The 24633-nt window shown below is 73.3% G+C and carries 20 protein-coding genes and 1 pseudogene; 9 read left to right on the top strand and 12 right to left on the bottom strand.

Annotated elements, in window-relative coordinates; genetic code table 11:
- Window positions 1–12: 12 nt before the first annotated feature.
- Window positions 13–996, bottom strand: a complete 984-nt coding sequence (locus tag M6G08_RS18605) for a helix-turn-helix transcriptional regulator (protein ID WP_272588287.1) — start codon at window positions 994–996, stop codon at window positions 13–15.
- A 289-nt stretch (window positions 997–1285) separates the two neighbouring features.
- Between M6G08_RS18605 and M6G08_RS18610 the strand changes: the two genes are divergently transcribed.
- The 3 genes from M6G08_RS18610 (at window position 1286) to M6G08_RS18620 (ending at window position 5131) form a co-directional block, all read left to right on the top strand.
- Window positions 1286–2833, top strand: coding sequence for a protein phosphatase 2C domain-containing protein (locus tag M6G08_RS18610; protein ID WP_272588288.1), 1548 nt, complete (start codon window positions 1286–1288; stop codon window positions 2831–2833).
- 28 nt (window positions 2834–2861) lie between these two features.
- The gene (locus tag M6G08_RS18615) at window positions 2862–4604 is read left to right on the top strand and encodes a pyruvate dehydrogenase (protein WP_272588289.1); all 1743 of its coding nucleotides are present in this window, start codon (window positions 2862–2864) and stop codon (window positions 4602–4604) included.
- Window positions 4605–4732: 128 nt separating this feature from the next.
- Window positions 4733–5131 (top strand): ATP-binding protein, encoded by a 399-nt coding sequence (locus M6G08_RS18620; RefSeq protein ID WP_272588290.1) that lies wholly within the window; start codon window positions 4733–4735, stop codon window positions 5129–5131.
- Between the two features lie 42 nt (window positions 5132–5173).
- On the opposite strand, the gene M6G08_RS18625 is transcribed toward M6G08_RS18620, so the two are convergent.
- On the bottom strand, window positions 5174–6226 hold the full coding sequence (locus M6G08_RS18625) for a DUF2637 domain-containing protein (protein WP_272588291.1): 1053 nt from the start codon (window positions 6224–6226) through the stop codon (window positions 5174–5176).
- A 220-nt stretch (window positions 6227–6446) separates the two neighbouring features.
- Window positions 6447–7292: a (2Fe-2S)-binding protein gene (locus M6G08_RS18630; protein WP_272588292.1), complete on the bottom strand. Its 846-nt coding sequence runs from the start codon at window positions 7290–7292 to the stop codon at window positions 6447–6449.
- A 168-nt stretch (window positions 7293–7460) separates the two neighbouring features.
- Here M6G08_RS18630 and M6G08_RS18635 point away from each other — a divergent pair, with 168 nt between their 5' ends.
- Window positions 7461–8351 (top strand): GntR family transcriptional regulator, encoded by an 891-nt coding sequence (locus M6G08_RS18635; RefSeq protein WP_443048841.1) that lies wholly within the window; start codon window positions 7461–7463, stop codon window positions 8349–8351.
- Window positions 8352–8539: 188 nt separating this feature from the next.
- Here the strand turns inward: M6G08_RS18635 and secD are convergent, their stop codons facing one another.
- The 4 genes from secD to M6G08_RS18655 form a co-directional block, all read right to left on the bottom strand.
- Complete coding sequence (secD, locus tag M6G08_RS18640) at window positions 8540–10879, bottom strand: protein translocase subunit SecD (protein WP_272588293.1); 2340 nt, start codon at window positions 10877–10879, stop codon at window positions 8540–8542.
- A 79-nt stretch (window positions 10880–10958) separates the two neighbouring features.
- Window positions 10959–11360 (bottom strand): hypothetical protein, encoded by a 402-nt coding sequence (locus tag M6G08_RS18645; RefSeq protein WP_272588294.1) that lies wholly within the window; start codon window positions 11358–11360, stop codon window positions 10959–10961.
- A gap of 68 nt (window positions 11361–11428) precedes the next feature.
- Window positions 11429–12157, bottom strand: coding sequence for a response regulator (locus M6G08_RS18650; RefSeq protein WP_272588295.1), 729 nt, complete (start codon window positions 12155–12157; stop codon window positions 11429–11431).
- A gap of 2 nt (window positions 12158–12159) precedes the next feature.
- Entirely contained in the window at window positions 12160–13116 is a 957-nt protein-coding gene (locus tag M6G08_RS18655; protein ID WP_272591373.1) for a HAMP domain-containing sensor histidine kinase, read from the bottom strand.
- A 458-nt stretch (window positions 13117–13574) separates the two neighbouring features.
- Here M6G08_RS18655 and M6G08_RS18660 point away from each other — a divergent pair, with 458 nt between their 5' ends.
- Window positions 13575–13901: a TraR/DksA family transcriptional regulator gene (locus M6G08_RS18660; RefSeq protein WP_272588296.1), complete on the top strand. Its 327-nt coding sequence runs from the start codon at window positions 13575–13577 to the stop codon at window positions 13899–13901.
- 226 nt (window positions 13902–14127) lie between these two features.
- Window positions 14128–15765: a transposase gene (locus M6G08_RS18665; RefSeq protein ID WP_272588297.1), complete on the top strand. Its 1638-nt coding sequence runs from the start codon at window positions 14128–14130 to the stop codon at window positions 15763–15765.
- A 53-nt stretch (window positions 15766–15818) separates the two neighbouring features.
- On the opposite strand, the gene M6G08_RS18670 is transcribed toward M6G08_RS18665, so the two are convergent.
- Window positions 15819–16607, bottom strand: a complete 789-nt coding sequence (locus M6G08_RS18670) for a hypothetical protein (protein ID WP_272588298.1) — start codon at window positions 16605–16607, stop codon at window positions 15819–15821.
- Between the two features lie 163 nt (window positions 16608–16770).
- Complete coding sequence (locus tag M6G08_RS18675; protein ID WP_272588299.1) at window positions 16771–18477, bottom strand: PucR family transcriptional regulator; 1707 nt, start codon at window positions 18475–18477, stop codon at window positions 16771–16773.
- Between the two features lie 367 nt (window positions 18478–18844).
- Here M6G08_RS18675 and M6G08_RS18680 point away from each other — a divergent pair.
- From M6G08_RS18680 to M6G08_RS18690, 3 genes and pseudogenes are all read left to right on the top strand, one after another.
- Window positions 18845–19126: pseudogene (locus tag M6G08_RS18680) on the top strand (xanthine dehydrogenase subunit D); the annotation flags it as partial.
- Window positions 19127–19325: 199 nt separating this feature from the next.
- The gene (locus M6G08_RS18685; RefSeq protein WP_272588300.1) at window positions 19326–20783 is read left to right on the top strand and encodes an NCS2 family permease; all 1458 of its coding nucleotides are present in this window, start codon (window positions 19326–19328) and stop codon (window positions 20781–20783) included.
- A gap of 75 nt (window positions 20784–20858) precedes the next feature.
- Entirely contained in the window at window positions 20859–22010 is a 1152-nt protein-coding gene (locus tag M6G08_RS18690; RefSeq protein ID WP_272588301.1) for an XdhC family protein, read from the top strand.
- 62 nt (window positions 22011–22072) lie between these two features.
- Here M6G08_RS18690 and M6G08_RS18695 read toward each other — a convergent pair whose 3' ends face one another.
- From M6G08_RS18695 to M6G08_RS18705, 3 genes are all read right to left on the bottom strand, one after another.
- Window positions 22073–22951: an endonuclease/exonuclease/phosphatase family protein gene (locus M6G08_RS18695; RefSeq protein WP_272588302.1), complete on the bottom strand. Its 879-nt coding sequence runs from the start codon at window positions 22949–22951 to the stop codon at window positions 22073–22075.
- Between the two features lie 85 nt (window positions 22952–23036).
- A complete protein-coding gene (locus tag M6G08_RS18700; RefSeq protein WP_272588303.1) occupies window positions 23037–23477 on the bottom strand; it encodes an SRPBCC family protein in 441 nt (146 codons plus the stop codon).
- Between the two features lie 253 nt (window positions 23478–23730).
- Window positions 23731–24519 carry a polysaccharide deacetylase family protein gene (locus tag M6G08_RS18705; protein WP_443048842.1) on the bottom strand — a complete coding sequence of 263 codons (789 nt, stop codon included), beginning with the start codon at window positions 24517–24519 and terminating at the stop codon, window positions 23731–23733.
- Window positions 24520–24633: the final 114 nt, after the last annotated feature.

Below are 24633 nucleotides of genomic sequence, written 5' to 3' on the forward strand. Positions count from 1 at the left end.
GGCGGGCGCCGGTCAGTGCCTCCTGGACACCCACTCCCGTTCGTAGGCGTGCCAGCCCAGCTGGAGCCGGGTGCTGACGCCGGTCAGTTCCATCAGCCGCTTGACCCGGCGCTGCACGGTCCGCAGCCCGAGGTCGAGCTGCTTGGCGACGCTCGCGTCGGTCAGGCCGGCCAGCAGCAGGGAAAGGATCTCCAGGTCGGTGGCGTCGGGCCCGTCCGGGCCGTGCTCGGTCACCCCCGAGGCGCCCAGCCGCAGCGGCAGCGCCTGGCGCCACACCGCCTCGAACAGTCCCGACAGCAGCTCCAGCAGGCCGCTGGCGTGCACGACCAGCGCGGCGGGCTCCGAGGAGCGCGCGGTGAGCGGGACCAGGGCGAGGGACCGGTCGGCGACGACCAGCTTGGTCGGCACCCGGTCCACCACCCGCACCTGCTCCTCGCGGCCGAGCGCGGCGGACAGTTCGGTGATGCCGGTCGGCAGGTCCAGCACCGAACGCTCCAGCACCACCCGGTAGCGGACGCCGCGTCCGGCGGCCTGCTCCTCGGCGTCGTTCTCCATGCCGGTCACGGCGACCGGTTTGTCGGTGACCAGCGCGCACACCTCGTCGGTCGCCCCGAGCTGGAGCTGGACGAAGCGCTGGGCGACCGCCGCGGCTCCGGTCACCACCTCCACCAGGTCGTGCACCGCGGGTTCGGCCGCCGCCGCGCGGTACTCCTCGGCCAGCAGCGCCGCCGCCAGCTCCGCCCGCTCCAGCTCGTGCCGCTGCTGGGCGAGCAGCGCGCCCAGCGCCACCCCCGGCGGCGCGGCGACCCAGCGGCCCGGCCGGGCCGAGGACTGGGCCGCGAGACCGTTCTGCTCCAGCCGGCGCAGCGCACGTTCCGTCTCCTGCTCGCCGAGCGCGAGCCGGCGGGCCAGATCGGGCACGTCGGCCGCGCCCACGGACACCAGCGCCCGGTACGCCGACTCGTGCGTGTCCTCCAGCCCCAGTACTCCCAGCATCAGCCTCGCCCCTCCCCGAGCACCAACCTCACCACTGCCCGCGGTGCCGCCCGTGGCGGAAAACGGCCACGGCGCAAAACCGCCTCGGGACATCATCGCCGTACCGCCGGTCACTCTGCCAAGGTGGCGTCGCCGGGCGGTTCTCCCGTGGGGGGTGGGACCGCTCGGCCACCCCGCCTCGCAACACCGTTCGAGCCGTCCCCCGACACGCCGTCCCGGCGCACGCCGGTGCGCCGGATTTTCCCGATGCCCCGTTCTCATCCGGCTCCGTCGGTGGACAATCAGGAGCATGAGTCAGCAGGGGGGAAGTCCCGCCGGTCATGACGACGACTGGTGGGCGCAGCTGTACGACGACTCCGCCGACGACACCGGCCCCACGACCGCGCCCGATTCCCTGGACGACCGCTTCACCTCGGCGGCGGGGACGGTGGCCCGCGGCCCGGACCACGGCACACGGGGCGGGCCGACGCCTCCGCCGCCGACGCCCGCGCCCGTCGGCGTCCCCGCTCCCCGCACCGGGCCGCCTTCCCCCGCCGGCACCACCTCGGGCCACCCCGGCCCGCCCCCGCCACGGGCCCCGTGGGAACCCCCACCGGCCATACCCACCGGACCGGTGAGCTTCCCGGCCGGGCGGCAGGGCGGACAGCCCGCCCCGCCCTCCCCTCGGAGCGACCGGCCCGGCCCTCCGCTGCCCCCGCCCGGCGGCGGGCGTCGGGTGTGGACGCGTGGGCGTACGACCTCGGGGACCGGGGACGCCGATCTCTCGGAGCCGGCCGCCGGCGGCTCCGCGCCACCGCCGCCGGCCGGGGACGCTCCCGTTCTGCCGCCGCTGCCGCCCCCGTTCCTGCCCTCGGCCCCGCCCGCGCCCGCCGGCCCCGACTACGTCGGCTCCGGGCCGCCCACCTACGACCCCGAGCCCACCGCCCTGCCGCCCGCCGACCCCGAGGGGCTGGACGGGCTGGTGGCGGACACGGTGCTGGACGGCGCCCGGTACGGGAACTGCACCCTGCGGGCCGTCTCCGTGCGGGGCGACTCCGCGCGCTACCGGGGCGAGCCGCGCCGCGACGCGCTGCTCGTCGCCCGCTTCGGCGCGGGGGAGCAGGCGCTGGTGCTGGTGGCGATGGCCACCGGGGCCCGCGCGAGCGCCGGAGCGCACCGGGCGGCGGCCGAGGTCTGCCGGTGGATCGGGCGGGCCGTGGGCCGCAGCCACGACCGGCTCGGTCAGGACCTGAGGGCCGGGCGCCGCGGCGAGCTGAAGTCCGGGCTGCACCGGCTCACCGACCGCAGCCTCGGCCGGCTCCGCGCGGGCGCCGCCGACCAGGGCCTGAGCCCCGACGAGTACGCCGCCACCCTGCGCTGCCTGCTGCTGCCCGCCGACCCCGAGTGCCGTACGCGGGTGTACTTCGGCGTCGGCGCGGGCGGACTGCTGCGGCTGCGGGACGGGGCCTGGCAGAACATGGAGCCCAGCGCGGGCGAGGTCGCCGGCGAACCCGTCGTCGGGTTCGGGTCGCCGCCCGCCGAGACACCCGAGGGGGACCGGCTCACCATGGACCTCGGCGTCACCGCCCCGCCCGGCCCCCACCACGACCCGCCCGCCGGGCCGCCCCGCGAACCCTTCCGCTTCCGCGCCTCCGTAGCCCGCCCGGGTGATGTGCTGCTGATGTGCACGGCGGGCCTCGCCGAGCCGTTGCTCAGCGAGCCCGAGCTGGGCACACTCCTCGCCCGGCGGTGGTCCGGCCGCACCCCGCCCGGCCTCGCGGAGTTCCTCGCCGACAGCGGCGTCCGGGTCAAGGGTTACGCCGACGACCGTACGGCCGCCGCCGTTTGGGAGGCGTGACGCCGCTCGGTGTGCCATAGCTGGAGCCATGGCCAAACAGAACGTCGCGGAACAGTTCGTCGACATCCTCACCCGCGCCGGAGTCAAGCGCCTCTACGGAGTCGTCGGCGACAGCCTCAACCCGGTGGTGGACGCCGTGCGCCGCCACTCGGGCATCGAGTGGGTGCATGTGCGGCACGAGGAGACCGCCGCCTTCGCCGCCGGGGCGGAGGCCCAGATCACCGGCAAGCTCACCGCCTGCGCCGGCTCCTGCGGCCCCGGCAACCTCCACCTCATCAACGGCCTCTACGACGCCCACCGCTCCGCGGCCCCCGTCCTCGCCCTCGCCTCGCAGATCCCCTCCAGCGAGATCGGCCTCGGCTTCTTCCAGGAGACCCACCCCGACCAGCTCTTCCGCGAGTGCAGCCACTACAGCGAGCTGATCTCCAGCCCCAGGCAGATGCCCCGGCTGCTCCAGACCGCCATCCAGCACGCCGTCGGCCAGGGCGGCGTCAGCGTCGTCTCGCTGCCCGGCGACATCGCCGACGAGCCCGCGCCGGAGACGGCCGCCGAGACGGCACTGGTCACCTCCCGGCCGACCGTACGGCCCGGCGACGAGGAGATCGACCGGCTGGTGCGGCTGATCGACGACGCCGACAAGGTCACCCTGTTCTGCGGCGCCGGCACGGCGGGCGCGCACGCCGAGGTGATGGAGTTCGCCGGGAAGGTCAAGTCCCCGGTCGGGCACGCCCTGCGGGGCAAGGAGTGGATCCAGTACGACAACCCGTACGACGTGGGGATGAGCGGGCTGCTCGGGTACGGCGCCGCCTACGAGGCCACCCACGAGTGCGACCTGCTGATCCTGCTAGGCACCGACTTCCCGTACAACGCCTTCCTGCCCGACGACGTGAAGATCGCCCAGATCGACGTCCGGCCCGAGCACCTGGGCCGGCGTTCCAAGCTGGACCTCGCGGTGTGGGGCGACGCGAAGGAGACCCTGCGGTGCCTGATCCCGCGGGTGAAGGAGAAGAAGAGCCGCCGCTTCCTCGACCGGATGCTGAAGAAGCACGCGGATGCCCTGGAGGGCGTCGTCAAGGCGTACACCCGCAAGGTCGACAAGCACGTCCCGATCCACCCCGAGTACGTCGCCGCAGTGCTGGACGAGATGGCCGACGACGACGCCGTGTTCACCGTCGACACCGGCATGTGCAACGTCTGGGCCGCGCGCTACATCCAGCCCAACGGCAAGCGCCGCGTCATCGGCTCCTTCTCGCACGGCTCGATGGCGAACGCGCTGCCCATGGCGATCGGCGCCCAGTTCACCGACCGGCGCCGGCAGGTCGTGTCGATGTCCGGCGACGGCGGGTTCACCATGCTGATGGGTGACTTCCTCACCCTCGTCCAGCACGACCTGCCGGTGAAGGTCGTGCTCTTCAACAACTCCTCGCTCGGCATGGTCGAGCTGGAGATGCTGGTCGCCGGCCTGCCCTCGCACGGCGTCTCCAACGCCAACCCCGACTTCGCCGCCGTCGCCGAGGCCTGCGGCGCCTTCGGGGTGCGGGTGGAGAAGCCGAAGGACCTGGCCGGGGCGCTGAAGGCCGCGTTCAAGCACAAGGGACCGGCCTTGGTCGACGTCGTCACCGACCCCAACGCCCTGTCCATCCCGCCGAAGATCAGCGCCGACATGGTCACCGGCTTCGCACTGTCCGCCTCCAAGATCGTGCTGGACGGCGGCGTCGGGCGGATGCTCCAGATGGCCCGCTCGAACCTGCGGAACGTGCCGCGCCCGTGACCGGCGGCACGGCCGTCGTGGGGGAATCCGGCGAATCGAGATGACTGCCCGGGGTCCGAACGGGCAAGGCTTCCTCCGTGAAGGTGTTCGAACAGGGAGGGAACGACATCAGCACGTGGACGGGGGACATGGAAAGGAAGGCGGTGCCACAGCTCAGCCAACGACTCGGACGGGCGGACCTGCGGGCGGTGCCCGAGGCCCGGCGGGCCCTGCGTGAGCTGCTGCGGCACTGGGGCGGTCCCGGACGGTCGGAGATCGCGGAGCTGCTGACCAGCGAGCTCGTCACCAACGCCTTGGTCCACACCGACGAGGGCGCGGTCCTGACCGCCACGGTCGGACCGAGCGCGCTGCGGGTCGAGGTGCGGGACCGCGCCGACGGCCTGCCCCGGCCGCGCACGCCGCCCCCGCAGGAGAGCACCGGCGGCAGGGGCCTGCTCCTCGTGCAGACCCTCGCGGACGACTGGGGCGTGCGGCTCTGCGGGACGGGCAAGTCGGTCTGGTTCGAACTGGACGCCGAGGCGGCGTGACGGGCCGCCGGGCTCCCGGCGGCCCGTCAGACCTGACCGCGACTAACCGAACTGCTGCTCCAGGTCCTTGAGCTTGCGCTCCAGGGAGTCCAGCCGCGGCAGGGTCTGCGTGTCGTCCTCCGCGGTGAGGTCGACGGTGACCGGGTCAGCGCCGTTGCGCACGGGCTGCAAGGAGGGCCGCCGGCGTCCGGGCAGGGGCTCCGGGGTCGATATGGCAGGCTCCGCGGTGGCCCGTTCGGTGCCGCGCTCCACCTGCTGCACCTCGACCTCGACCTGCCGGCCGCCGCGCCCGGGGAAGCCCCGGTGGCCGTGGCCCCGGCTGATCGCCTTGAGCTGGGCCCGCTCCAGACGCTCCTGCTCGCGCCGGCGCTGCTTGGCCTCCTCCTTCTTGCGCATGTCGTCGCGCACCTCCTCGACGGCCTCGTCGAGGCTGCGCACGCCCTCCAGGAGCATCAGCGACCAGGCGCGGTACGTCTCCCGGGGGGCCCGCAGCCAGCGCACCATGCGGATCTGCGGCAGCGGGCGGGGCACCAGCCCCTGTTCGCGCAGCGCGGCCCGGCGGGTCTGCTTCAGGGCGCGGTCGAACAGGACCGCCGCCGACAGGGACATGCCCGCGAAGAAGTGCGGGGCACCCGCGTGACCGATGCCGCGGGGCGCGTGCACCCAGTTGAACCACGCCGCCGCGAACGCGAAGGTCCACACGAGTATGCGGGAGCCGAGCGCCGCGTCACCGTGGCTGGCCTCGCGCACCGCGAGGACGGAGCAGAACATCGCCGCCCCGTCGAGCCCGAACGGGACCAGGTACTGCCAGCCGCCGCTCAGGCCGAGGTTCTGCTCGCCGAAGCCGACCAGACCGTGGAAGGAGAGCGCCGCGGCGACCGCGGCACAGCAGAAGAGCAGGACATAGGAGACGCTGCCGTAGAGGGCTTCCTTGCGTCTGCGCCGCTCCTCCATGCGCTCCCACGAGTCGTCCGCGCCCTCGTCCTTCCCCGAGGAACGCCTGCCTCGCGCGAGCACCGCCACCGCCGCCAGCATGCCCAGGAGCAGCACGGCGCCCGGAAGCAGCCAGTTCAGCGATATGTCGGTCAATCTCATCTGGGGTCCCTTTGCCTTGCGATAGGGCGTAACGCCCGCCATGGTGGCCCAAACCCGGCGGCCCTCAGGGGGTTTCGGGGCAAGAGGCCGCCAAGGAAGTGAGAGGGGGTGCCCAGGGCGGTGTTCCGCTCGAACTGCCTTGCAGAGAGCGTGAGATGAGTTCGATTAAGACCACCCGTGCGGGTGGTTCCGGGAGAAATACCCGCGCCGCCTGGGCGGGTCAGCCCGCCGTGGCGAGCAGCTTGCCGACGCGGTCCGCGTCGCAGGTGCGCGGGCAGGTCGCGCAGGTGTCCTCGGGGCGCACCGTGTAGAACATGCAGCAGCTCGCACGGTCCCGGGTGTGCAGCGGTTCGCCGTCCGGTCCGGTCAGCTCGCGGAACGCCGCGTCGCCGACGTACGGCTTGGTCGCGCCCGGCAGCAGCAGCTCCAGCTCGTGCCGGGCCCGCTCCTGTTCGCCGAGCAGATGGGCGACGTACCAGAGGCCCTCGACGACCTCGTCGGTCGCCATGCCCCACAGGGCGCGTCCGCGCCGCCGCATCCGGGGGCCGAATCCGGCCAGTACCGGCTCCAGGTGCTCGGCGACCGCCGCCCGCACCTCCACCCGCAGCGCCTCCTCGTCGGCGACCACGCGGGCGCCGGGCAGGGCGGCGGCCGGGTCGCCGGGCAGGCAGGCGAAGCCGGCGGGGCGCACGGCCATCCGGCCGAGGGGCAGACCCGCGGCGGAGCGGTCGTAGGCGACGTGGGTGGCGGGGTAGCGGGGGACCCGGCGGTGCAGGAACCACGGCACGGTGATCAGCAGGCAGGCCGGCCACGCGTACCGGTGCAGACCGAAGCTCGCCACGACGTCCGGGCGGGCCCGCTGCCCGTAGTCCCGCAGCACCTGGGCGTCGTCCCAGGCGAGGAACGCCTCCAGCTCCGCGCCGCCCTCGGCGAGCGAGCCGGCCGCGACCCAGCCGCCGCCGGCCGGGACCTCGCCGGCCGGGTCCAGTTCGGTGACGCCCAGCCCCGGAAGGACCTCGGTCAGGCGCGCGTAGGCGTCCGTGAGGGCCGTGCGGGTGACAGGCATGCGGGACCACCGATCCACGTCGGAACGAACGGGCAACTTGAGGTAAGCCTTACCTTACCGAAGATCCTCGGGATTTGAACTGGCGGCCGGTGCCTTTATGGTGCTTGACGGACAAGTGACAACCCGCCGTAATGACCTCAAGTACCGACACGTCCCCCGGGAGGACCCGTGAAGCCGAGCGCGCAGGGGTCTTGGGCGTCCGCCGTGTCGGGGGCGTCGGCGGTGTCCGTGGCGTCGTCGGGAGCGTCCGGGGCGGCGCGGGTCCCGGCGCAGCCCGGTGCCGTGGACGTGGACCGGGAGCAGCGGGAGCCGGGCCGGGACGGCGGTGAGCGCCGGGACGGTGGTGACGGGCGGGCCCGCGGTGCCGGGGAGCCGGGCGGGGCCGTGCGCGGTGAGCACACGCACGGCGAACCCCCCGCGCCCCGGCCACGTGTCCTCGTCCAGCGCTCCTCCGTGCGCGGTCAGGTACTCGACGCCCTGCGCGACGCGCTGATGGCCGGGGAGCTGCGGCCCGGCGAGGTCTACTCGGCGCCCGCGCTCGGGGAACGGTTCGGCGTCTCGGCCACGCCGGTGCGCGAGGCCATGCAGCAGCTGGCCGTGGAGGGCGCCGTCGAGGTCGTCCCCAACCGCGGCTTCCGCGTCGTCCGGCGCGGCGACCGGGAACTGGCCGAGCTCGCCGAGGTCCGGGCGCTGCTGGAGGCCCCGGTCTGGCTCCGCCTGGCCCGCACGGTGCCCGCCGAGCGGTGGGCGCGGCTGCGGCCGCTCGCCGAGGCCACGGTCCGGGCCGCGTCGTCCGGCTGCCCGGCGACCTACGCCGAGGCCGACCGCGCCTTCCACGGCGCGGTGCTCTCGCTCGCCGGCAACGAACAGCTCGTCGGCGTCGCCGGCGACCTGCACCGTCGCGCCCAGTGGCCGCGGGCCGGGACCCCCGCGGGGCGGGGGCGGGCCGACCTGATCGCCGACGCGCACGAACACACGGCACTGCTGGACGCGCTGATCGCCGGCGACCAGGACGTGGTGCGGGCCCTGGTGGGGGAGCACTTCGGCGCGGCGCCCTGAGTCCTACCCCCGGGGAGGGTGGGCCGGGTGACGAACAGCTCGTTGGTGTGGCTGGTGATCTGGTGGCCGTGGGCCGGGGCCATCGGTGGCCGGGCTGGTCGCCGCTGATCATGGATGTGGTGCGGGCTATGGTGGGGGAGCGCTCGAGGGCGGTGCCCTGAGCGTTCCCCCAGGCAGGGGCGGGCCGCCTACGACACCTCCTGCCGTTCGGTGCGGCTCGCCGGCACCGTCTTCTCCGCGGTCCGTCCCCTGCGGCGGGAGCGACGGGACCCGTTGCCTCGGTCGTACATCTCGACGGCCAGCGGGGACGCGGTGAACACCGAGGAGTACGTCCCGACCCCCACGCCGATCAGCAGCGCGAGCGCGAAGTCCGTCAGCGAGTCCTCGGCCAGGAGGGCCAGCGAGGCGAGGATGAGCACCGCGCCCATACCGGTGTTGACCGTGCGCGGCAGGGTCTGCAGGATCGCCCGGTTGGTGAGCCGGGCGAACGGCGTCTTGCGGTCCTTGCCGGCGAGCAGTTCCCGGATGCGGTCGAAGAGGACCACCGAGTCGTTGACCGAGTAGCCGATCACGGTCAGCAGCGCGGCCAGGAACACCCCGTCGATCGGCTTGCCCAGCCACGCGAAGACGCCGACCAGGATGACCACGTCGTGAGCGAGCGCGCCCACCGCCGCCGTGCCGAACAGCAGCCGGAAACGGACGGCGAGATACAGCAACTGCGCGCCGAGGGCCAGGCCCAGGGCGATCAGGGCGTCCCGTCTCAGCTCCTCGCCGAGGCTGGGGCCGATCAGCTCGTCGCGGACCTTCTCGGTCTCACCGCCCAGCCCGCCGACGGTCTCGGTGACCTTCTCCGCCTCGGCGTCGGTCAGCTCCTCGGTGCGTACCGACAGGTCGCCGTCGCCGGAGGACTGGACGACGGCGCGGGGGAAGCCCGCGTCGGCGAGGGCGTCCCGGGCCCGGTCGGCGTCGACCTGGGTGGCCGTGGAGTACTCGATCAGCCGTCCGCCGGTGAACTCGATGCCGAAGTCGAGGCCGCGGACCAGGATGCCGGCACCGGCCGCCACCATGACCAGCGCGGAAGCGGCCAGCCAGCGGCGCGGTCGGCGCATCAGGAACGGGTCGCGGCGCAGCAGCGCGTCCCGGACCGGACCGGTCGTCGAGATGCCGGTGATGTGGGGACGGCGGAAGACCGCCGGACGGCTCGCCGCGAACTCGGCGAGCACCCGGGTGATCACCAGGGCGCTGACCATGGAGGCGAGGACACCGATGCCCAGGGTGACGCCGAAGCCCTTCACCGGCCCGGAGGCCAGGAAGAAGAGCAGGGCGGCGGCGATCAGCGTGGTGATGTTGGAGTCGGCGATCGCGCTGAAGGCGCTGCGGAACCCGGCGGTCAGCGAGGAGCGGGTGCTCGGGCGGGTCCGGGAGGCCTGTTCCTCGCGGGCGCGTTCGAAGACGAGGACGTTGGCGTCCACCGCCATGCCGATGGCCAGCACGAAGCCCGCCAGGCCGGGCAGGGTGAGGGTGGCGCCGACCGCGGCCAGCGCGGCGTAGGAGATCAGGCCGTAGCAGAGCAGGGCCAGGGTCGCGAGGGCGCCCATCAGGCGGTAGACGACGATGATGAACAGCGCGGTGAGCGCGGTACCGATGACGGCGGCCCACGCACCGGCCGAGATGGCCTCGTCGCCCAGGGTCGCGCCGATGGTGCGCTGCTCGATGGTCTCGACCGGCACGGGCAGGGCGCCGCCCTTGATGAGCAGCGCCAGTTCGCGGGCCTCGGCGTCGTCGAAGGAGCCGGTGATCTGGGTGGAGCCGCCGGCGATGCCCGCCCCGCAGGTCACCGAGGGGTCGACCTGCGGCGAGGAGATGATCTTGTCGTCGAGCACGATGGCGACCCGGCGCTGCGGGTCGCCGGCCGGGTGACAGGCGGCCTCGCCGGTCACCTTCGCCCAGCGGTCGCCGCCCGCGTCCTTGAAGTCCACGGTGACGAGCCAGCCGGCGCCGCCCTGCTGGTCGAAGCGGGCGTCGGCGCCCTTGACGTCCTCACCGGTGAGCGAGGCGGTCTTCAGCCGCAGGGGCTGTCCGTCCTCGTCGGGCAGCACGCGCTCGCCTTCCGCACCGGACCCGGACCCGGGGTCCTTCTCGGTGCCCTCGGCCGCACCGAGCACCGAGTGGACGGTGAGCTGTGCGGTGCGGCCCAGCACGTCGGCGGCCTGCTTCGGGTCCTGGACGCCGGGCAGCTCGACGACGATCCGGTTGTCACCGGAGCGGACGATGGTCGGCTCCGCGACGCCGAGCGCGTCGATGCGGCCGCGCAGCACCTCCACGGTGCGGTCGGTGGCCTCGCGGTCGGCCTTGGTGGTCTTGGTGGACTTGGTCTCCAGCACGATCTGGGTGCCGCCGCGCAGGTCGAGCCCGAGGCGGACCGGCATGGTCAGGGCGACGGCCACGGCGCCGGCCATCACGAGGAGGGCGACGAGCGCCCGGCCCCTCAGGGAGTTGGGGCGTGAGCGGGGACGGGAACGTTTCAACACGGGCCTCCGGCAGGCACGCCGCGGCAGCGGCCCAGCGCGGCCGGCGGCGAGAGAAGGAATGGGGTGTACGGGTGCCTCAGGTGCCGGAGGAGGCGGGAGGCGCCCGTCCACGGTCGTGGCTCGTGCGGCCGGGGGAGACGGACACGGAGCCGGACGGCGCCGTGGTCCGCCGGTGAGCGGAGGGGGCGACGCCCGCGGGGCGCGCGGCCGTCGCGAGGCGGTCCGGGGGCGCCGTGCGCTCCGCGAGGTGGTCGTGCCGGGGCCTGGCCTGGGTGGCACAGGAGGTGGCGCACCCGTCGTCGGCGTGGAAACCGGTGTCCGGGTGGGGGACGGTCGTCGCCGCGGGGACCGTCCCCGGCAGGGCCAGGCCCGCACCGGCCAGCGGCCCGGCCGGGACCAGGGTCAGCAGGACGGCCAGCAGCGCGGTGAGCGTCGCGGCGAGGCGGTGACCGGGGGCGGTGCGAGGTGTGGGGCGCATGCACCGTCCCTTTTTCGTGTGGTTGGTGGGTTGGCGGGTTGGTGAGTTGGGGCGGTCGGCTGGGCGGGTCAGGGCTCGATGAGCCCGGCGCGGATGGCGTACCGGGTCAGTTCCAGGCGGTCGCGCAGGCCGAGCTTCTGGAGGAGGTTCGCCCGGTGCCGCTGGACGGTCTTGACGCTGATGAAGAGGATCTCCGCGATCTCCTTCGAGGAGTGGCCCTCGGCGACGAGCTTGAGGACCTCCTCCTCCCGGGGGGTGAGGATGTGGTCGGCGTTCTCCTCGCCGTGCCGGACCCGGTCCAGGAAGTTGCGGATCAGGGCGGTCACCGCACCCGGGTACAGGAACGGCTCGTCCCGCACCGCGGCCCGGCAGGCGGCGACCAGATCGCGGTCGGCGACGGACTTCAGGACGTATCCGCAGGCCCCCGACTTCAGCGCCTGGAACAGGTACTGCTCGTTGTCGTGCATCGTCAGCATCAGGATGCGCAGCCCCGGCTTCAGCGCGGCCAGCTCACGGGCGGCCTGGAGCCCGGTCAGGCGGGGCATCGCGATGTCCAGGACCGCGAGGTCCACGGCGTGCGCCCGGGCCATGCCGATGGCCTCCGCCCCGTCCCCGGCCTCGGCGACGACCTCCAGGTCCGGCTCCCGGTCGAGGATGAGCCGCACCCCGCGCCGCACCAGCGCGTGGTCGTCGGCCAGCAGGATGCGGATCCTCGACGGGTCGGGCGAGGACGTGCCGGAGGGGGCCGACGGGGCCGGTTCCGGCAGCGACGGGTCGGACAGGGAGGGGTCGGACATGGTCAGGGCTGCTTCCTGGGGACGGGTGCGGTGAGCCGGATGCTGGTGCCGGCGCCGGTTGCCGAGGTGACGTCGAGGGTGGCGCCGATGAGCAGGGCCCGCTCCCGCATGCCGCGGATGCCGGCGCCCTCGCGGACCGCCTCGGCGGTGCCCCGGCCGTCGTCGGTGATGGTGAGGGCCACCGCGCCGTCGGCCCGGCCGAGGCTCACCTCCACGCGTTCGGCGTCCGCGTGGCGGGCCGCGTTGGTCAGGCTCTCCTGCGCCACGCGGTAGAGGACCAGCTCGGTCTCCTGGTCCAGGGCGGGCAGGCCGGCGTCGAAGCGGCGCACGACCCGCAGCCCGGTGTGGGTGGCGAAGTCGTGGGTGAGCGAGGACAGCGCGCTGATCAGCCCGAGGTCGTCCAGGACGCCGGGCCGCAGGCGGCGCACCAGCCGGCGCACCTCGTCCAGGCTCTCCCGGGTGATCTCCTGCGCCTGCAGCAACTCCTCGCGCAACGGCTGGTCGGCGTCGTCCGCGGCGCGGCCGAGCACGAGCAGGATCGCGGTCATGCTCTGCCCGACCTCGTCGTGCAGCTCTTGCGCGATACGGCGGCGCTCCGCCTCCTGGGCGAGCAGCACCCGGGCGCTGCTCGTGGCCCGCTCGTGCTCCAGCCGGTCGAGCATCGCGTTGAATGTGCGGATCAGCTCGGGCACCTCGCCGCCGCCGGACACCGGCAGCCGCTGGCCGGGACGCAGCAGGTCGACGGTGGTCATCAGCTTCGTGAGCCGGTCCAGGGGCGCCAGACCCCAGCGCAGCAGGGCGCCGTTGGCCACCAGCATGACGGCCATGCCGCCCACCAGGACGACCGCCTCGGTCAGCAGCACCGGCACGGAGACGGTCACGGGTGCCCACAGCAGCAGTGCCGTGGCGAAGCCCAGCACCACCGAGTTGAGCCCGAAGATCCGCCAGAACAGGGACACCGGGGGGTACGCCTCCTTCTGCGACGCGTCGACTGGTACGCCTCCACTGTCGGTCATCGCGCACCCTCGGTGGGAGCCGCGGTCCAGGGACCCGTCCGGCGAAGCGGACCCTGGTCGCGACCGAGCAAGCGACCAGCGTCCCTCGCCGGGCGCCGCCGGGTCGATGGGGTCCGACCCCCATTTCCGGGCTGCGGCACACCCATACGTGGGTCCCGGCACACCGCCGAGTGGATCCCGCGGCCCCCGGCAAATGGGGTCTGCGCCCGATGGGTTTCTCCGGCAGCCGCAGCCATGGTTGAGGCTGACCGGGTCCGATCGGCCCGGCGCTCGCCGTACCCGCGGAACCTTGCGAGAAGTACCCGCGGAACCTTGCGAGAAGTACCCGCAGAACCTTGCGAGAAGTACCCGCAGAACCTTCCGGGAAGTACCCGCAGAACCTTGCGAGAAAAGGACGCACCGTGTCGCTCGACGCCTCCCGCATCGAACCCCGCCCCGAGCGGCTGACCGCTCACGAGGCACGCCAGCGCCTCGAGCACGCCCGCAGCACCCGTATGACCCAGCTCCAGGCCCTCCGGGAGAGCGGCCAGGCGGACGACCAGCTGATGTCCGCCCAGCAGGACGCGATCGCGCGGGTGCTCAAGGAGATCGACGCGGCCTTCGCCCGTATCGACGCCGGCACTTACGGTGCCTGCCTGGGCTGCGGCAAGCCGGTGCCGGGGGAGCGGCTGGAGATCCTCCCCTACACGCGGTACTGCGTGGCCTGCCAGCGCCGCGCCGCCTTCTGACCGTCGTCCGTCCAGTCTTCGTCTCCCGCCCTGCCCGAGAGGGCGGGAGTCGCTGACATTGACTGCGCACGAGTGTGTCTTGGCTTGAATGAGTGAGTACGGAGGTTAGGCCAGAGGGCTCCATGTCCCGCGGGAACGGAAGTCCGTCTGTCGAATGCGTGACCTGTGGTGGGTGGTCGTCGTTGAGTGGAGCAGGCGCGGGGACACGGCTGAGCGGGGGTGTGGGATGGGTGGTCTGCGGCAGCTTGCGGCGCCGTTCGTCGTGCCGGGACCGTCGGGGGTGGCGGTGCGGACCCGGCTCAAGCAGCTCACCGCCAGGGATGTGGAGATGTTGCGGCAGGTCGGCGCGCATCTGGGCTCGCTGGCGTCCAGTGACCTGAAGGCGCGCTGCAATGACGGCCTGGGGTATGGCGCTGCGGCTTGGGCGGTGCGCAAGCGGGCGCTGACACCTCAATCGTCGGCCCGGTGGGCGGGTGCGATCACCAAGGCCACTCATGATCAATGGGCACTGGCCCGCCGTGGTGCCCACGCGCACCTCCAGTCTTTGGAGGCGGGGGTGCGGACCCTGCGGCACCGGCTGTCTCTGCCCGTGGGCGAGAAGGGCTCGAAGGGCGGGCCGGGTGGGTATCGCAGTCGGCGGGAGTGGCATGCCAAGGCCCGGCGCCTACGGGTGCTGGAGGACCGTCTTCAGCGGGCGCGCGCGGACTGGAAGGCTGGGCGGGTGCGTGTGGTGCGGGGCGGCAAGCGGCTGGCCCGCGCACGGCATCACCTGGCGGCAGCCGGACTCAGCGAGACGGCATGGCGTGCGCGGTGGGAAGCCGAACGGTGGTTTCTGCAAGCCGACGGGGAGTCCGGGAAACGGTTCGGGAACGAGACGGTCCGCATCAGCCCGGACGGTGAGGTCAGCATCCGCCTCCCAGCTCCGCTCGCCCATCTGGCCAACGCGGCGCACGGCCGGTACGTCCTCACCGGGCGGGCCCGGTTCGCGCACCGGGGGGAGGAGTGGGCCGACCGTGTCACGGCGAACCGGGCTGTTGCCTATCGCATCCATCACGACGTCCAGCGTGGCCGCTGGTATGTGACCGCGTCCTGGCAGAAACCCGCCACCCCCGCCCTCCCCCTGGCTGCGGCGCTGGCGGAGGGGGTGGTCGGGGTCGACATGAACGCCGACCACCTCGCCGCCTGGTGCCTGGACGTCCACGGCAACCCGACCGGCAACCCCCGCCGGTTCTTCTACGACCTCACCGGACCGGCCGAGCACCGTGACGCGCAGGTCCGCCACGCTCTGACCCGGCTCCTGCACTGGGCCCGGACATGCGGTGTGAAGGCGATCGCGGTCGAGGACCTGGACTTCGCCGCCGAGAAGACCCGGGAGAAGCACGGCGGCCGGAAGCGGTTCCGGCAGCTGATCTCCGGCATGCCCACCGGACGGCTGCGGGCCCGTCTGACCTCCATGGCCGACGCCACCGGCGTCACCGTCATCGCCGTCGACCCCGCCTACACCAGCAAGTGGGGCGCCCACCACTGGCAGAAGCCGCTGACCAGCACTACTCGTAAAACGACTCGGCACGATGCGGCGAGCATCGCGATCGGGCGACGCGCCCAGGGCTTTCCGGTCCGGCGTCGGACGGCACCGCCCCGCACCCACCAGAGCGATGGATGCGGGCATCGGACCGTCCAGGCCGACCGACATGCTCCCGGGCGTGAGGGATCCCGCCCCCGTATTCCCGGACCATGGACACGATCCGTGCCGCCGGACACGGAGCGAACACGGGCGACCAGGGCACCCAACACCGTTCGGGGTGCCCGCAGTGCGCAGGAATGGGTCCAAGACCCATTCCTGCGCACTGGAAAGAAACGGTGAAGTGGTGAACAAGCAGATGCCACTGACGGACCTCGTACCCGCCGCCACCGTGGTCAGGCCGTCGCCGCGCCGGTCGCCGGCGGTGTCAGGTGTCGGGCCAGCCATGTCGGTACCCCGCCCAGCAGCCGGAACAGGCGTCGCGCCTCCTCCCTCAGCCGCGACGCCTCCGGTTCGGACTCCGCGTCGGCCAGCGACACCAGCGCCGGTGCCGTACCGACGAGGTAGCCCAGTTCCTCCCGAATCCGCAGCGACTCGGCGAAGCCGTGCCGGGCCTCGGCCAACTCCCCTTCCCGCAGGGCGAGTCCGGCCAGGTGCCGCCAAGTGAAGGACTGCAGCAGCGGATCGGGGTGCGCGGTCGCGCCGGCGTGGGCCCGCCGGTAGGCCGCGCGGGCGGCCTGCGGCGACCGGGTCAGGTTCTCCGCGAGCAGCCCGCGGCGGAAGTCCAGCAGCGCCCGCCCCGCCGCCCCCGGAGGGATGAGCGCCGCCGCCCGGCCCAGCGCGGCCCGCGCCTCGTCGGAGCGGTCGCGCACCCCGTGCACGGTCGCGGCGTACGCGAGCTGCCCGCGTTCGCAGGCGGCGGCGCCGCGTTCGTCGTCGCTGTGGGCCAGTGCCTCGGCGGTGCGCAGCGCGTCCTCGGCGTCCGCCCACCCCTGCTCGGTGTACAGACACCGCTCCACCAGCAGCGCCGTCCGCTGCAACGCGGTCGCCGCGGTCACCGGCTCCAGCAGTGCCGCCGCGTCGGCCCAGCAGGCGCGCGAACGCAACCGCCACACGGCCGTCTGGAGCGGATCGTCACCTTCGGTCGTTCCCCAACCAGAACCAGCCATGGCGGAATGCGCCACGTCGCCCTCCCCTTAGCACGCCATCGAGCTCACGAGTGGTGGCGGCATCTCAGCACGGATGCGGTGGCCCGGCCAAGGGGATGGGTGAAAGATTTCACAAAGTCGTGGGACTTCCCGGCGCCGAGGTTTGGCGGCCGGGAAGCCGACTTGTGCGGCTCGCGCCTCAGCTCATGCGCAGGGCCAGGAAGAAATCCAGCTTGTCCTCCAGGCGCGACAGGTCACGCCCCGTCAACTGCTCGATCCGGCCGACGCGGTAGCGCAACGTGTTGACGTGCAGGTGGAGCCGGGTGGCGCAGCGCGTCCAGGAGCCGTCGCTGTCGAGGAAGGCCTCCAGCGTCGGGATCAGCTCGGCGCGGTGGCGGCGGTCGTAGTCCCGCAGCGGGTCCAGCAGCCGGGCGGTGAAGGCCCGGCGGACGTCGTCGGGGACGAACGGCAGGAGCAGGACGTGCGACGCCAGCTCCTGGTGGCCGGCCGCGCAGACCCGGCCGGGGCGGGCCGCGGCGACCCGGCGCGCGTGCCGGGCCTCCTCCAGCGCGCCGCGCAGCCCCTCCGCCGAGTGGACGGCCGCGCTGACGCCGAGGGTGACCCGCCCGTCGCCGTCCAGCCCGGCCGACAGCGGTTCCCGCACGGACTCCAGCAGCGCGTCCGCGAGGATGCCGGTCTCCGAGCCGTCGTGCTCGGTGGAGACCGCCGGCAGCGGCACCAGGGCGACGGCCTCGCCGCCGGTGTGCGCCACCGCGATGCGGTCGGAGTGCTCGGGTCCGGTGGCCAGCGGGTCGACGAGGATCTCCTCCAGCAGCGTCTGGGCGACCGCCCCGGTCTCCGCGTCCTCCTCCCACTCGACGCGGGCCACGACCACCTGCCAGTGCGGGGCCGCGCCCAGGCCCGGCAGCAGCACCGGCGCCGCCACCCGCAGCCGGGCAGCGATCTCGGCCGGTGCCGCGCCCGTCTGCACCAGCTCCAGCACCTCCTGCGCGAGCCGCCGCCGCACCGTGCGCGCCGCGTCCCGCCGGTCCCGCTCGACGGCGATCAGCTGGGTGACGCCGTACAGCAGGTCGAGCCGTTCCTCGGCCCAGTCCCCGGCGTCCGCCTCCACCACCAGCAGCCAGTCGGAGAGCACCGTCTCGCGCACGTCCCGTCCGGGCACGGCCGCCTGCGGCGCGCGCCCCGCGGCGGCCGTCGCCGGGGGATGCCCCGAGCCGCGTACCGGGAAGAGGCTGTACGTCGTCCCGCCCAGCGGCACCCGGTGCGGCGCGCGCCGGCCCGCGCGGGTGGCGGCGAGGTGCTCCGCCGCCAGCTTCGCGCACACCTCGGCGGGCAGGGCGGGGCCCGCGTCCTTCGGGCCGGCCACCGGCCGCCCGGTCGGCGACAGCACCCAGGCGCGCAGGTCCAGGTCGGTGCCGAGCAGGTCCAGGACCACGTCCGGGCCGCCGCCCGCCGGGCCCGAGGTCATCATCCGGCGGTGCCGGTCCACCACGGCCGCCAGGTCCCCGGCCCGCTCGCCCGAGACCTGCCGGACCACGTGCTCGGTGATGGTCGCGAAGGCCACCGACTCGTTCACCGCGAACAGCGGCAGCCGGTGCCGCGCGCACGCCACCACCAGATCCTCGGGCACGCTCCCCAGCTCCGCCTCACCGGCGGCGAGCGCGGCCACGCCGGCCTGCACCAGGATGCGCACGAAAGGTTCCGAGTCGTCGGCGTCCCGGCGCCAGGCCAAGCCGGACAGGACCAGCTCGCCGCCCGACAGATAGCGGCTGGGGTCCCGCAGGTCGGTGGTCATCACGCCCCGCACGGAGCGGTCCAGCTCGCCCTCGCCGCCGAGCAGCTTGAGGCCCAGCGCGTCGGTGTCCAGCAGTGCGCGCAGCCGCATTCTCGTCGCCGCCGTTCTTTGTCTCGAAGTGTTCCAGGTCACGCGGCTGTGTCGCCCGTTTCCGGAGGAAAGCGAGGAGGTTACCGAGAGCCTCCATTCATACGAATCTACAAGATGACCTCCCTGGCCAGCCAACTCCTTCAGTGTTTCTGCGACTGACCCTGGTGGAGCGGCGGGCGGTGTACTGGGCCCACTCCACATGAACAGCACATGAACGAGCCGGGCCCGCAGCACCGGGATTGGCTTGATCCGTACACCCGCCAGACGACGATGAAGAGAGCCGGTCATGGACTTCCTTCGCCCCGCCAGCCGGGTGGTGGTGCTCGGCGCGAAGGCCGAGCACCCCGCCGCTGCGCCGATCGCGGGTGGCACGGACGTGACGGTGGAGATCGTCGCCGACCCGCAGACCGCCGAGGTGAGGAACTCCTCCGTCACGGACCACCCGCCTCCCACGATCCTCGACACGCCGACGATCCCGGTCGACGTGCTCGAACTCGCCGACGACCACGTGCCGTACGGGCCGCGCGGCGTCGGCGAGACCCCCGCCCCCTCGTCCACCCCGACGGTCCTCGCGGCCGTCGGGGAGGCGACCGGGCCGGCGCTCGACCGCACGCCGGTACGGCCGGAACACCTCACCGGTACGGCGTGACCAGACCTCCGGGCGGCGCACGGAACGTCACACACTCCGCGCCGCCCGGAGCACAACCCGGGTCCGCACCGCTCGCGGACCCAGCACCACACCATGCGTTCGTCTCGGGCCGTCCCCCGGGTCGTCGTGCACATCCCAAATCCCGCGGCCGCCCCAGCGGCTCGCGCGGGTGCCCCTATGAACCTTGGGAGACGGCCCCATGACCCAGCAGTCCGTGGAGCCCAAGACCACCGCCGAGGACGCGGGCGCGGGTTCCCGCGTCCCCTCCGGCCGGTCTTGGCTCGACCGGTACTTCCACATAACCCACCGGGGATCGACGGTCGCGCGTGAGGTGCGCGGCGGCATCACCACCTTCATGGCGATGGCGTACATCGTCCTGCTCAACCCGATCCTGCTCGGCGGCGAGGACGTCGCGGGCAACACCCTCAGCCAGAAGGCCGTGATCACCGCGACGGCGCTCGCCGCGGCGGTCACCACGCTCCTCATGGGCTTCATCGGCAAGGTGCCGCTCGCCCTGGCCGCCGGACTCTCGGTGTCCGGCGTGCTCGCCGGACAGGTCGTCCCCCAGATGACCTGGGGCCAGGCCATGGCCATGTGCGTGATGTACGGCGTGGTCATCATGCTGCTCGTGGTCACCGGGCTGCGCGAGATGATCATGAACGCGATCCCGCTGGCGCTCAAGCACGGCATCACCATGGGCATCGGCCTGTTCATCGCCATCATCGGCTTCGTGAAGGGCGGCTTCGTCCACGCCGGCAAGGCGACCCCGCTCCAGCTCGGCCCCGTCGGCGAACTCGCGGGCTGGCCCGTGCTGCTCTTCGCGGGCACCCTGCTCCTGATCTTCATGCTCCAGGCGCGCAACACCCCCGGCGCCATCCTGATCGGTATCGTCACCGGCACCGTCGTCGCCGCCCTGCTCAACGCCACCGGCGTCATCGACCCCAAGCAGTGGGCCAACGGAGCCCCCGAGCTGCACGGCAGCGCGGTCTCCATGCCCGACTTCTCGCTCTTCGGCGAGCTGGAGTTCAGCGGCTGGGGCGACGTCGGCGCGATGACGGTCGGCATGATCGTGTTCACGCTGGTGCTGGCCGGGTTCTTCGACGCGATGGCCACCATCATCGGCGTCGGCACCGAGGCCAAGCTCGCCGACGAGAAGGGCCGCATGCCGGGCCTGTCCAAGGCGCTGTTCATCGACGGCGCCGGCGGTGCCATCGGCGGTGTCGCGGGCGGCTCCGGCCAGACCGTCTTCGTGGAGTCCGCGACCGGCGTCGGCGAGGGCGCCCGCACCGGGCTCGCCTCGGTCGTCACCGGCCTGTTCTTCGCGGCCTGCCTCTTCTTCACACCGATCACCGCGATCGTGCCGCAGGAGGTCGCCTCGGCGGCGCTGGTCGTCATCGGCGCGATGATGATGATGAACGCCCGGCACGTGGACTGGGCCGACCGGGCCACCGCGATCCCGGTCTTCCTGACCGTCGTCCTGATGCCGTTCACGTACACCATCACGACCGGTGTCGCCGCCGGTGTCATCTCCTACGTCGCCATCAAGGTCGCCCAGGGCAAGGCCCGGGAGATCGGCGCGTTCATGTGGGGCCTGACGGTGATCTTCATCGTCTACTTCGCCCTCAACCCGATCGAGAGCTGGATGGGGGTGCACTAGCCGCCTCGGCGGGAACCCTTCCACCACCGCCGTACGAGGAGTCGGGCAGTACGAGCAGTGCGAGGAGACCGACGGATGCTGGACATCGCCGAGGAGCTGAACCGGTGGGTCGAGCAGGGATGCGACTTCGCCGTGGCCACCGTGGTGGCCGTCGACGGCAGCGCCCCGCGCCTGCCCGGCGCCGCCCTCGCGGTGGACGCCGACGGCACGGCGGTCGGCTCGGTCTCCGGCGGCTGCGTGGAGGGGGCCGTGTACGAGCTGTGCCGGCGGTCCCTCCAGGACGGCCTGACCGTGCTCGAGCGGTTCGGATACAGCGACGAGGACGCCTTCGCCGTGGGCCTGACCTGCGGTGGGGCCGTCGACATCCTGGTCGTGCCGGTGCGGGCGGACTCTCCCGCCAGGCCGGTGCTCGCGACCGCGCTGTCCGCCGCCGCCCGGGGGGAGGCGGCGGCGGTGGCGCGGATCGTGAGCGGTCCGGCGGAGCTGACGGGCCGCGCGCTCGTCGTCCGCCCGGACGGCTCCCGCGAGGGTGGTTTCGGCGCCCACCCGGAGCTGGACCGCACGGTGGCCGCCGAGGCGGGCGCCTTCCTGGAGGCCGGCCGCACCGGCACGCTGGAGACCGGTGAGCGGGGCTCGTGCCGCGGGGCACCGCTCACCCTGCTGGTCGAGTCGTCGGTACCCGCTCCCCGCATGATCGTCTTCGGTGCGATCGACTTCGCCTCGGCCCTGGTACGGGCCGGCAAGTTCCTCGGCCACCACGTCACCGTGTGCGACGCCCGCCCCGTCTTCGCGACGCGGGCCCGCTTCCCCGACGCGGACGAGATCGTCGTCGAGTGGCCGCACGAGTACCTGGCGCACACGTCCGTGGACGCCCGTACGGTGCTGTGCGTCCTGACCCACGACGCCAAGTTCGACGTACCGCTGCTGGAGCTGGCGCTGCGGCTGCCGGTGGCGTACGTCGGCGCGATGGGCTCCCGCCGCACCCACCTGGACCGGGAGGCACGCCTGCGGGAGGCCGGCGTGGGCGACCTGGAGCTGGCCCGCCTCAGGTCCCCGATCGGCCTCGACCTCGGCGCCCGCACCCCGGAGGAGACGGCCCTGTCCATCGCCGCCGAGATCGTCGCGGCCCGCCGCGGCGGTACGGGCGCCGCACTGACCGGCGCCCGCACCCCCATCCACCACGACGGTCCGGCGTCCCCGGCGGGCCGCATCGGCTCGGTGGCCTGAGCCCGCCCCGTCAGGCCGCCCCCCGTCAGGCCGCCCCTCGTCAGGCCGCCCCCTCCGGCACGTCAGTCCCGTCCCGGTCCCTTCCTGGTGAGGGTCAGGTCAGCGACCACCGGCCGGTGGTCCGAGGCCACCGCTTCCTCGGGCACGGAGGCGCCCCGCACCCGCACGCCCTCGCCCACCGCCACGTAGTCGATCCGCTTCACGGGAGCCGCGGCCGGATACGTGCCGCCGGTCCCGGCCCCGGCGTCGTCCAGCTCCCGCCACAGCGGCCGGAGTTCCGGCGCCGACGGCTCGGCGTTGAAGTCGCCGAGCAGCACCTGCCGGGCACCTGGCAGCTCCGCCCGCTCCCGCGCCATGATCCGCCGTGTGTCGGCGACCTGGGCCACCCGCACCGCCGGGTCGCCCCGGTAGTCGAGGTGCGTCACGAACACCTGCACCGGCACCCCGCGCACCTTGAGGGTGACCTCCCCGAAGCCGGGCGCCGGGGCCGGCACCGGGTTCTCGTCCTGCGTGGACAGACGCGTGATCTCGTGGTTCTCCGCGGAGCGGACCGGGAAGCGGGACAGCACCGCCACGCCGTACTCACGCCTGGGGCCGCCCGCCTCCACCGGGTCGAGGCTGTAGATCGGCGCGAACGACACCCGCATGCCGAGCCGCCGCGCGAGCTCCTCGGCGACGTCGAGGCCCTGACTGCGCCCGCCCCAGTGCACGTCGACCTCCTGGAGGCCGATCACGTCCGCGTCGAGGGCGCGCAGCGCGGCGGCCTGGCGGTCGAGGTCGAAGACTCCGTCCGATCCCGTTCCGGCGTGGATGTTGTACGTGGCGACGCGCAGCGGCACGGCGTGCCCGTGCCCGGCCGAGGCCGGCGGCGCCGCCACCGCCAGGCTCAACAGGGCACCCGAGAGAGACAGTTGGACGCAAGTGCGCGCTCTGAGAGACATGCCGGCACGGTACGCGGGAAACGGTCGTCGCGGGACGTGCGGCGCCGGCCCGACCGTGTCCCGTCCCCCGTGCGCCACCGGTGGTTCACGGGTGCCGGAGCAGCCGGTTCACCGTGCGGCCGAAGACGTACCGTCCCGCGCGGCCCAGGACACCGTCGAAGGCGGACGGAAGAAGACGGACCGTCAGCTCCTCGCGCCACACGACCCGGCTGCGTCCGCCGGGCCCCGGCCGCACCTCGATCTCGGCCCAGCCGCCGACCAGCCGGCCGCGTTTGTCCAGCCGGCACCGGCCCGGGGAGTCGTCCTGAGGCGGCTCCCAGACGGTCACCTCCATCCGGTCGTCGAAGGCGAGCGGGCCGACGCCGGTGCGGGCCACGATCACCGTGCCCGTTCGGGTGGGGCCCGGCGTGGCGACGGTGACGCGGGTCAGCGGCACGGAGTCGCCGTGCCGCCGCCACGCGGTGAGCCTGCGCCAGGCCTCGCCCAGGGGGAGCGGGGCGGTGCGTTCGAGCGAGAAGATGACCACGCGACGATCGTAAGGACCGCGACCGGCGAATCCACGCCCTGACCGGCGTGCCCTGGGGCCTGTCGGACAAATGCCGTCTGCCGCGCGACGCCGTGCACGCACTCTCGCCGCACCGGCCCCAGACCCGAGCACGGCCAGTACGCGGGTCTGGGGCCGGCACTCCTCAGCCTCCGGCCGGGGCCCCAGAGCACGCACCTGACGCCGCGCGGCCGCCCTTCGGGCGACGACGGGGATTGTCGGACAGGCCCTGGTTCTAGCGGTAGACCTTGCCCGGTTCGGCCTTCCCCGGCGCCAGCAGCTGGGGCACCGTCACGAACGCGTACCCCCGCTCCTTGAGCGCGTCGATGATCCCGGGCACCGCCGGGACGGTGCCGTCGTAGATGTCGTGCAGCAGGATGATGCCGTCCCGGGACGACTGGTCCAGCACGCGCTCCGTGATCAGGTCGGAGTCGTTCGTCTTGTAGTCCTTCGCGGTCACGCTCCACAGCACCTCCGCCAGCCCCAGCTCGCGGCAGATCTCGTGGACCGTGTCGTCCGTGCGGCCCTGCGGCGGGCGCATCAGGGTGGGGCGCTTCCCGGTCAGGCGCTCTATCTCCTTGTTCGGGCGCTCCAGTTCCTCGCGTATCTCCTCCGGCTCGGCGTCCGTGAGGATCTTGTGGGTCCAGGTGTGGCTCGCCACCTCGTGTCCCTCGTCGGCCATGCGCCTGACAAGTTCGGGATAGGTGTCGATGTGCCGCTTGCCGAGCAGGAAGAAGGTCGCCGGGACCTGTTTCTCCTTGAGTATGTCGAGCAGTCTCGCGGAGTTCTCGCTCGGTCCGGCGTCGAAGGTCAGCGCGATGCACTTGGTGCGGCGGCAGTCGACGGTGCCGAATTCGGCCGCCCGCGCCTGAGGACCGGCCGCGCCCCGGACGGAGCTGGGCGAGGTCGTCTCCAGTTTGGTGCAGCCGCTCAGCGCGAGCGTCAGTGAGGCGGCCGCCGCGAAGGTCGCGGCGGCGCGCAACCCGGTCCCCGTTTTCGTCATCTTCCTGGTCAGCGAAAGCATGCGAGGACTATACACAGCGAGTATATACGCAGTTTATAGTGACCCTGTCGAATGTGTGTTCGAGGTAGTGGGGGTCCTCACCGGGTTACTCAGGCGACACGCAAGTGACGCCGA

This window comes from Streptomyces sp. M92 (genome assembly GCF_028473745.1).
In the GTDB taxonomy this organism is placed as follows: Bacteria; Actinomycetota; Actinomycetes; order Streptomycetales; family Streptomycetaceae; genus Streptomyces.

What these genes read in the sequence shown, in the direction of transcription:
- M6G08_RS18630 (WP_272588292.1), bottom strand. Translation starts at nt 7,292, where the DNA reads ATGCCTGTCACCCGCACGGCCCTCACGGACGCCTACGCGCGCCTGACC.
- M6G08_RS18690 (WP_272588301.1), top strand. Translation starts at nt 20,859, where the DNA reads ATGCTGGACATCGCCGAGGAGCTGAACCGGTGGGTCGAGCAGGGATGC.
- M6G08_RS18650 (WP_272588295.1), bottom strand. Translation starts at nt 12,157, where the DNA reads ATGTCCGACCCCTCCCTGTCCGACCCGTCGCTGCCGGAACCGGCCCCG.
- M6G08_RS18685 (WP_272588300.1), top strand. Translation starts at nt 19,326, where the DNA reads ATGACCCAGCAGTCCGTGGAGCCCAAGACCACCGCCGAGGACGCGGGC.
- M6G08_RS18625 (WP_272588291.1), bottom strand. Translation starts at nt 6,226, where the DNA reads ATGAGATTGACCGACATATCGCTGAACTGGCTGCTTCCGGGCGCCGTG.
- M6G08_RS18605 (WP_272588287.1), bottom strand. Translation starts at nt 996, where the DNA reads ATGCTGGGAGTACTGGGGCTGGAGGACACGCACGAGTCGGCGTACCGG.
- M6G08_RS18675 (WP_272588299.1), bottom strand. Translation starts at nt 18,477, where the DNA reads ATGCGGCTGCGCGCACTGCTGGACACCGACGCGCTGGGCCTCAAGCTG.
- M6G08_RS18620 (WP_272588290.1), top strand. Translation starts at nt 4,733, where the DNA reads ATGGAAAGGAAGGCGGTGCCACAGCTCAGCCAACGACTCGGACGGGCG.
- M6G08_RS18610 (WP_272588288.1), top strand. Translation starts at nt 1,286, where the DNA reads ATGAGTCAGCAGGGGGGAAGTCCCGCCGGTCATGACGACGACTGGTGG.
- M6G08_RS18665 (WP_272588297.1), top strand. Translation starts at nt 14,128, where the DNA reads ATGGGTGGTCTGCGGCAGCTTGCGGCGCCGTTCGTCGTGCCGGGACCG.
- M6G08_RS18645 (WP_272588294.1), bottom strand. Translation starts at nt 11,360, where the DNA reads ATGCGCCCCACACCTCGCACCGCCCCCGGTCACCGCCTCGCCGCGACG.
- M6G08_RS18695 (WP_272588302.1), bottom strand. Translation starts at nt 22,951, where the DNA reads ATGTCTCTCAGAGCGCGCACTTGCGTCCAACTGTCTCTCTCGGGTGCC.
- M6G08_RS18615 (WP_272588289.1), top strand. Translation starts at nt 2,862, where the DNA reads ATGGCCAAACAGAACGTCGCGGAACAGTTCGTCGACATCCTCACCCGC.
- M6G08_RS18705 (WP_443048842.1), bottom strand. Translation starts at nt 24,519, where the DNA reads ATGCTTTCGCTGACCAGGAAGATGACGAAAACGGGGACCGGGTTGCGC.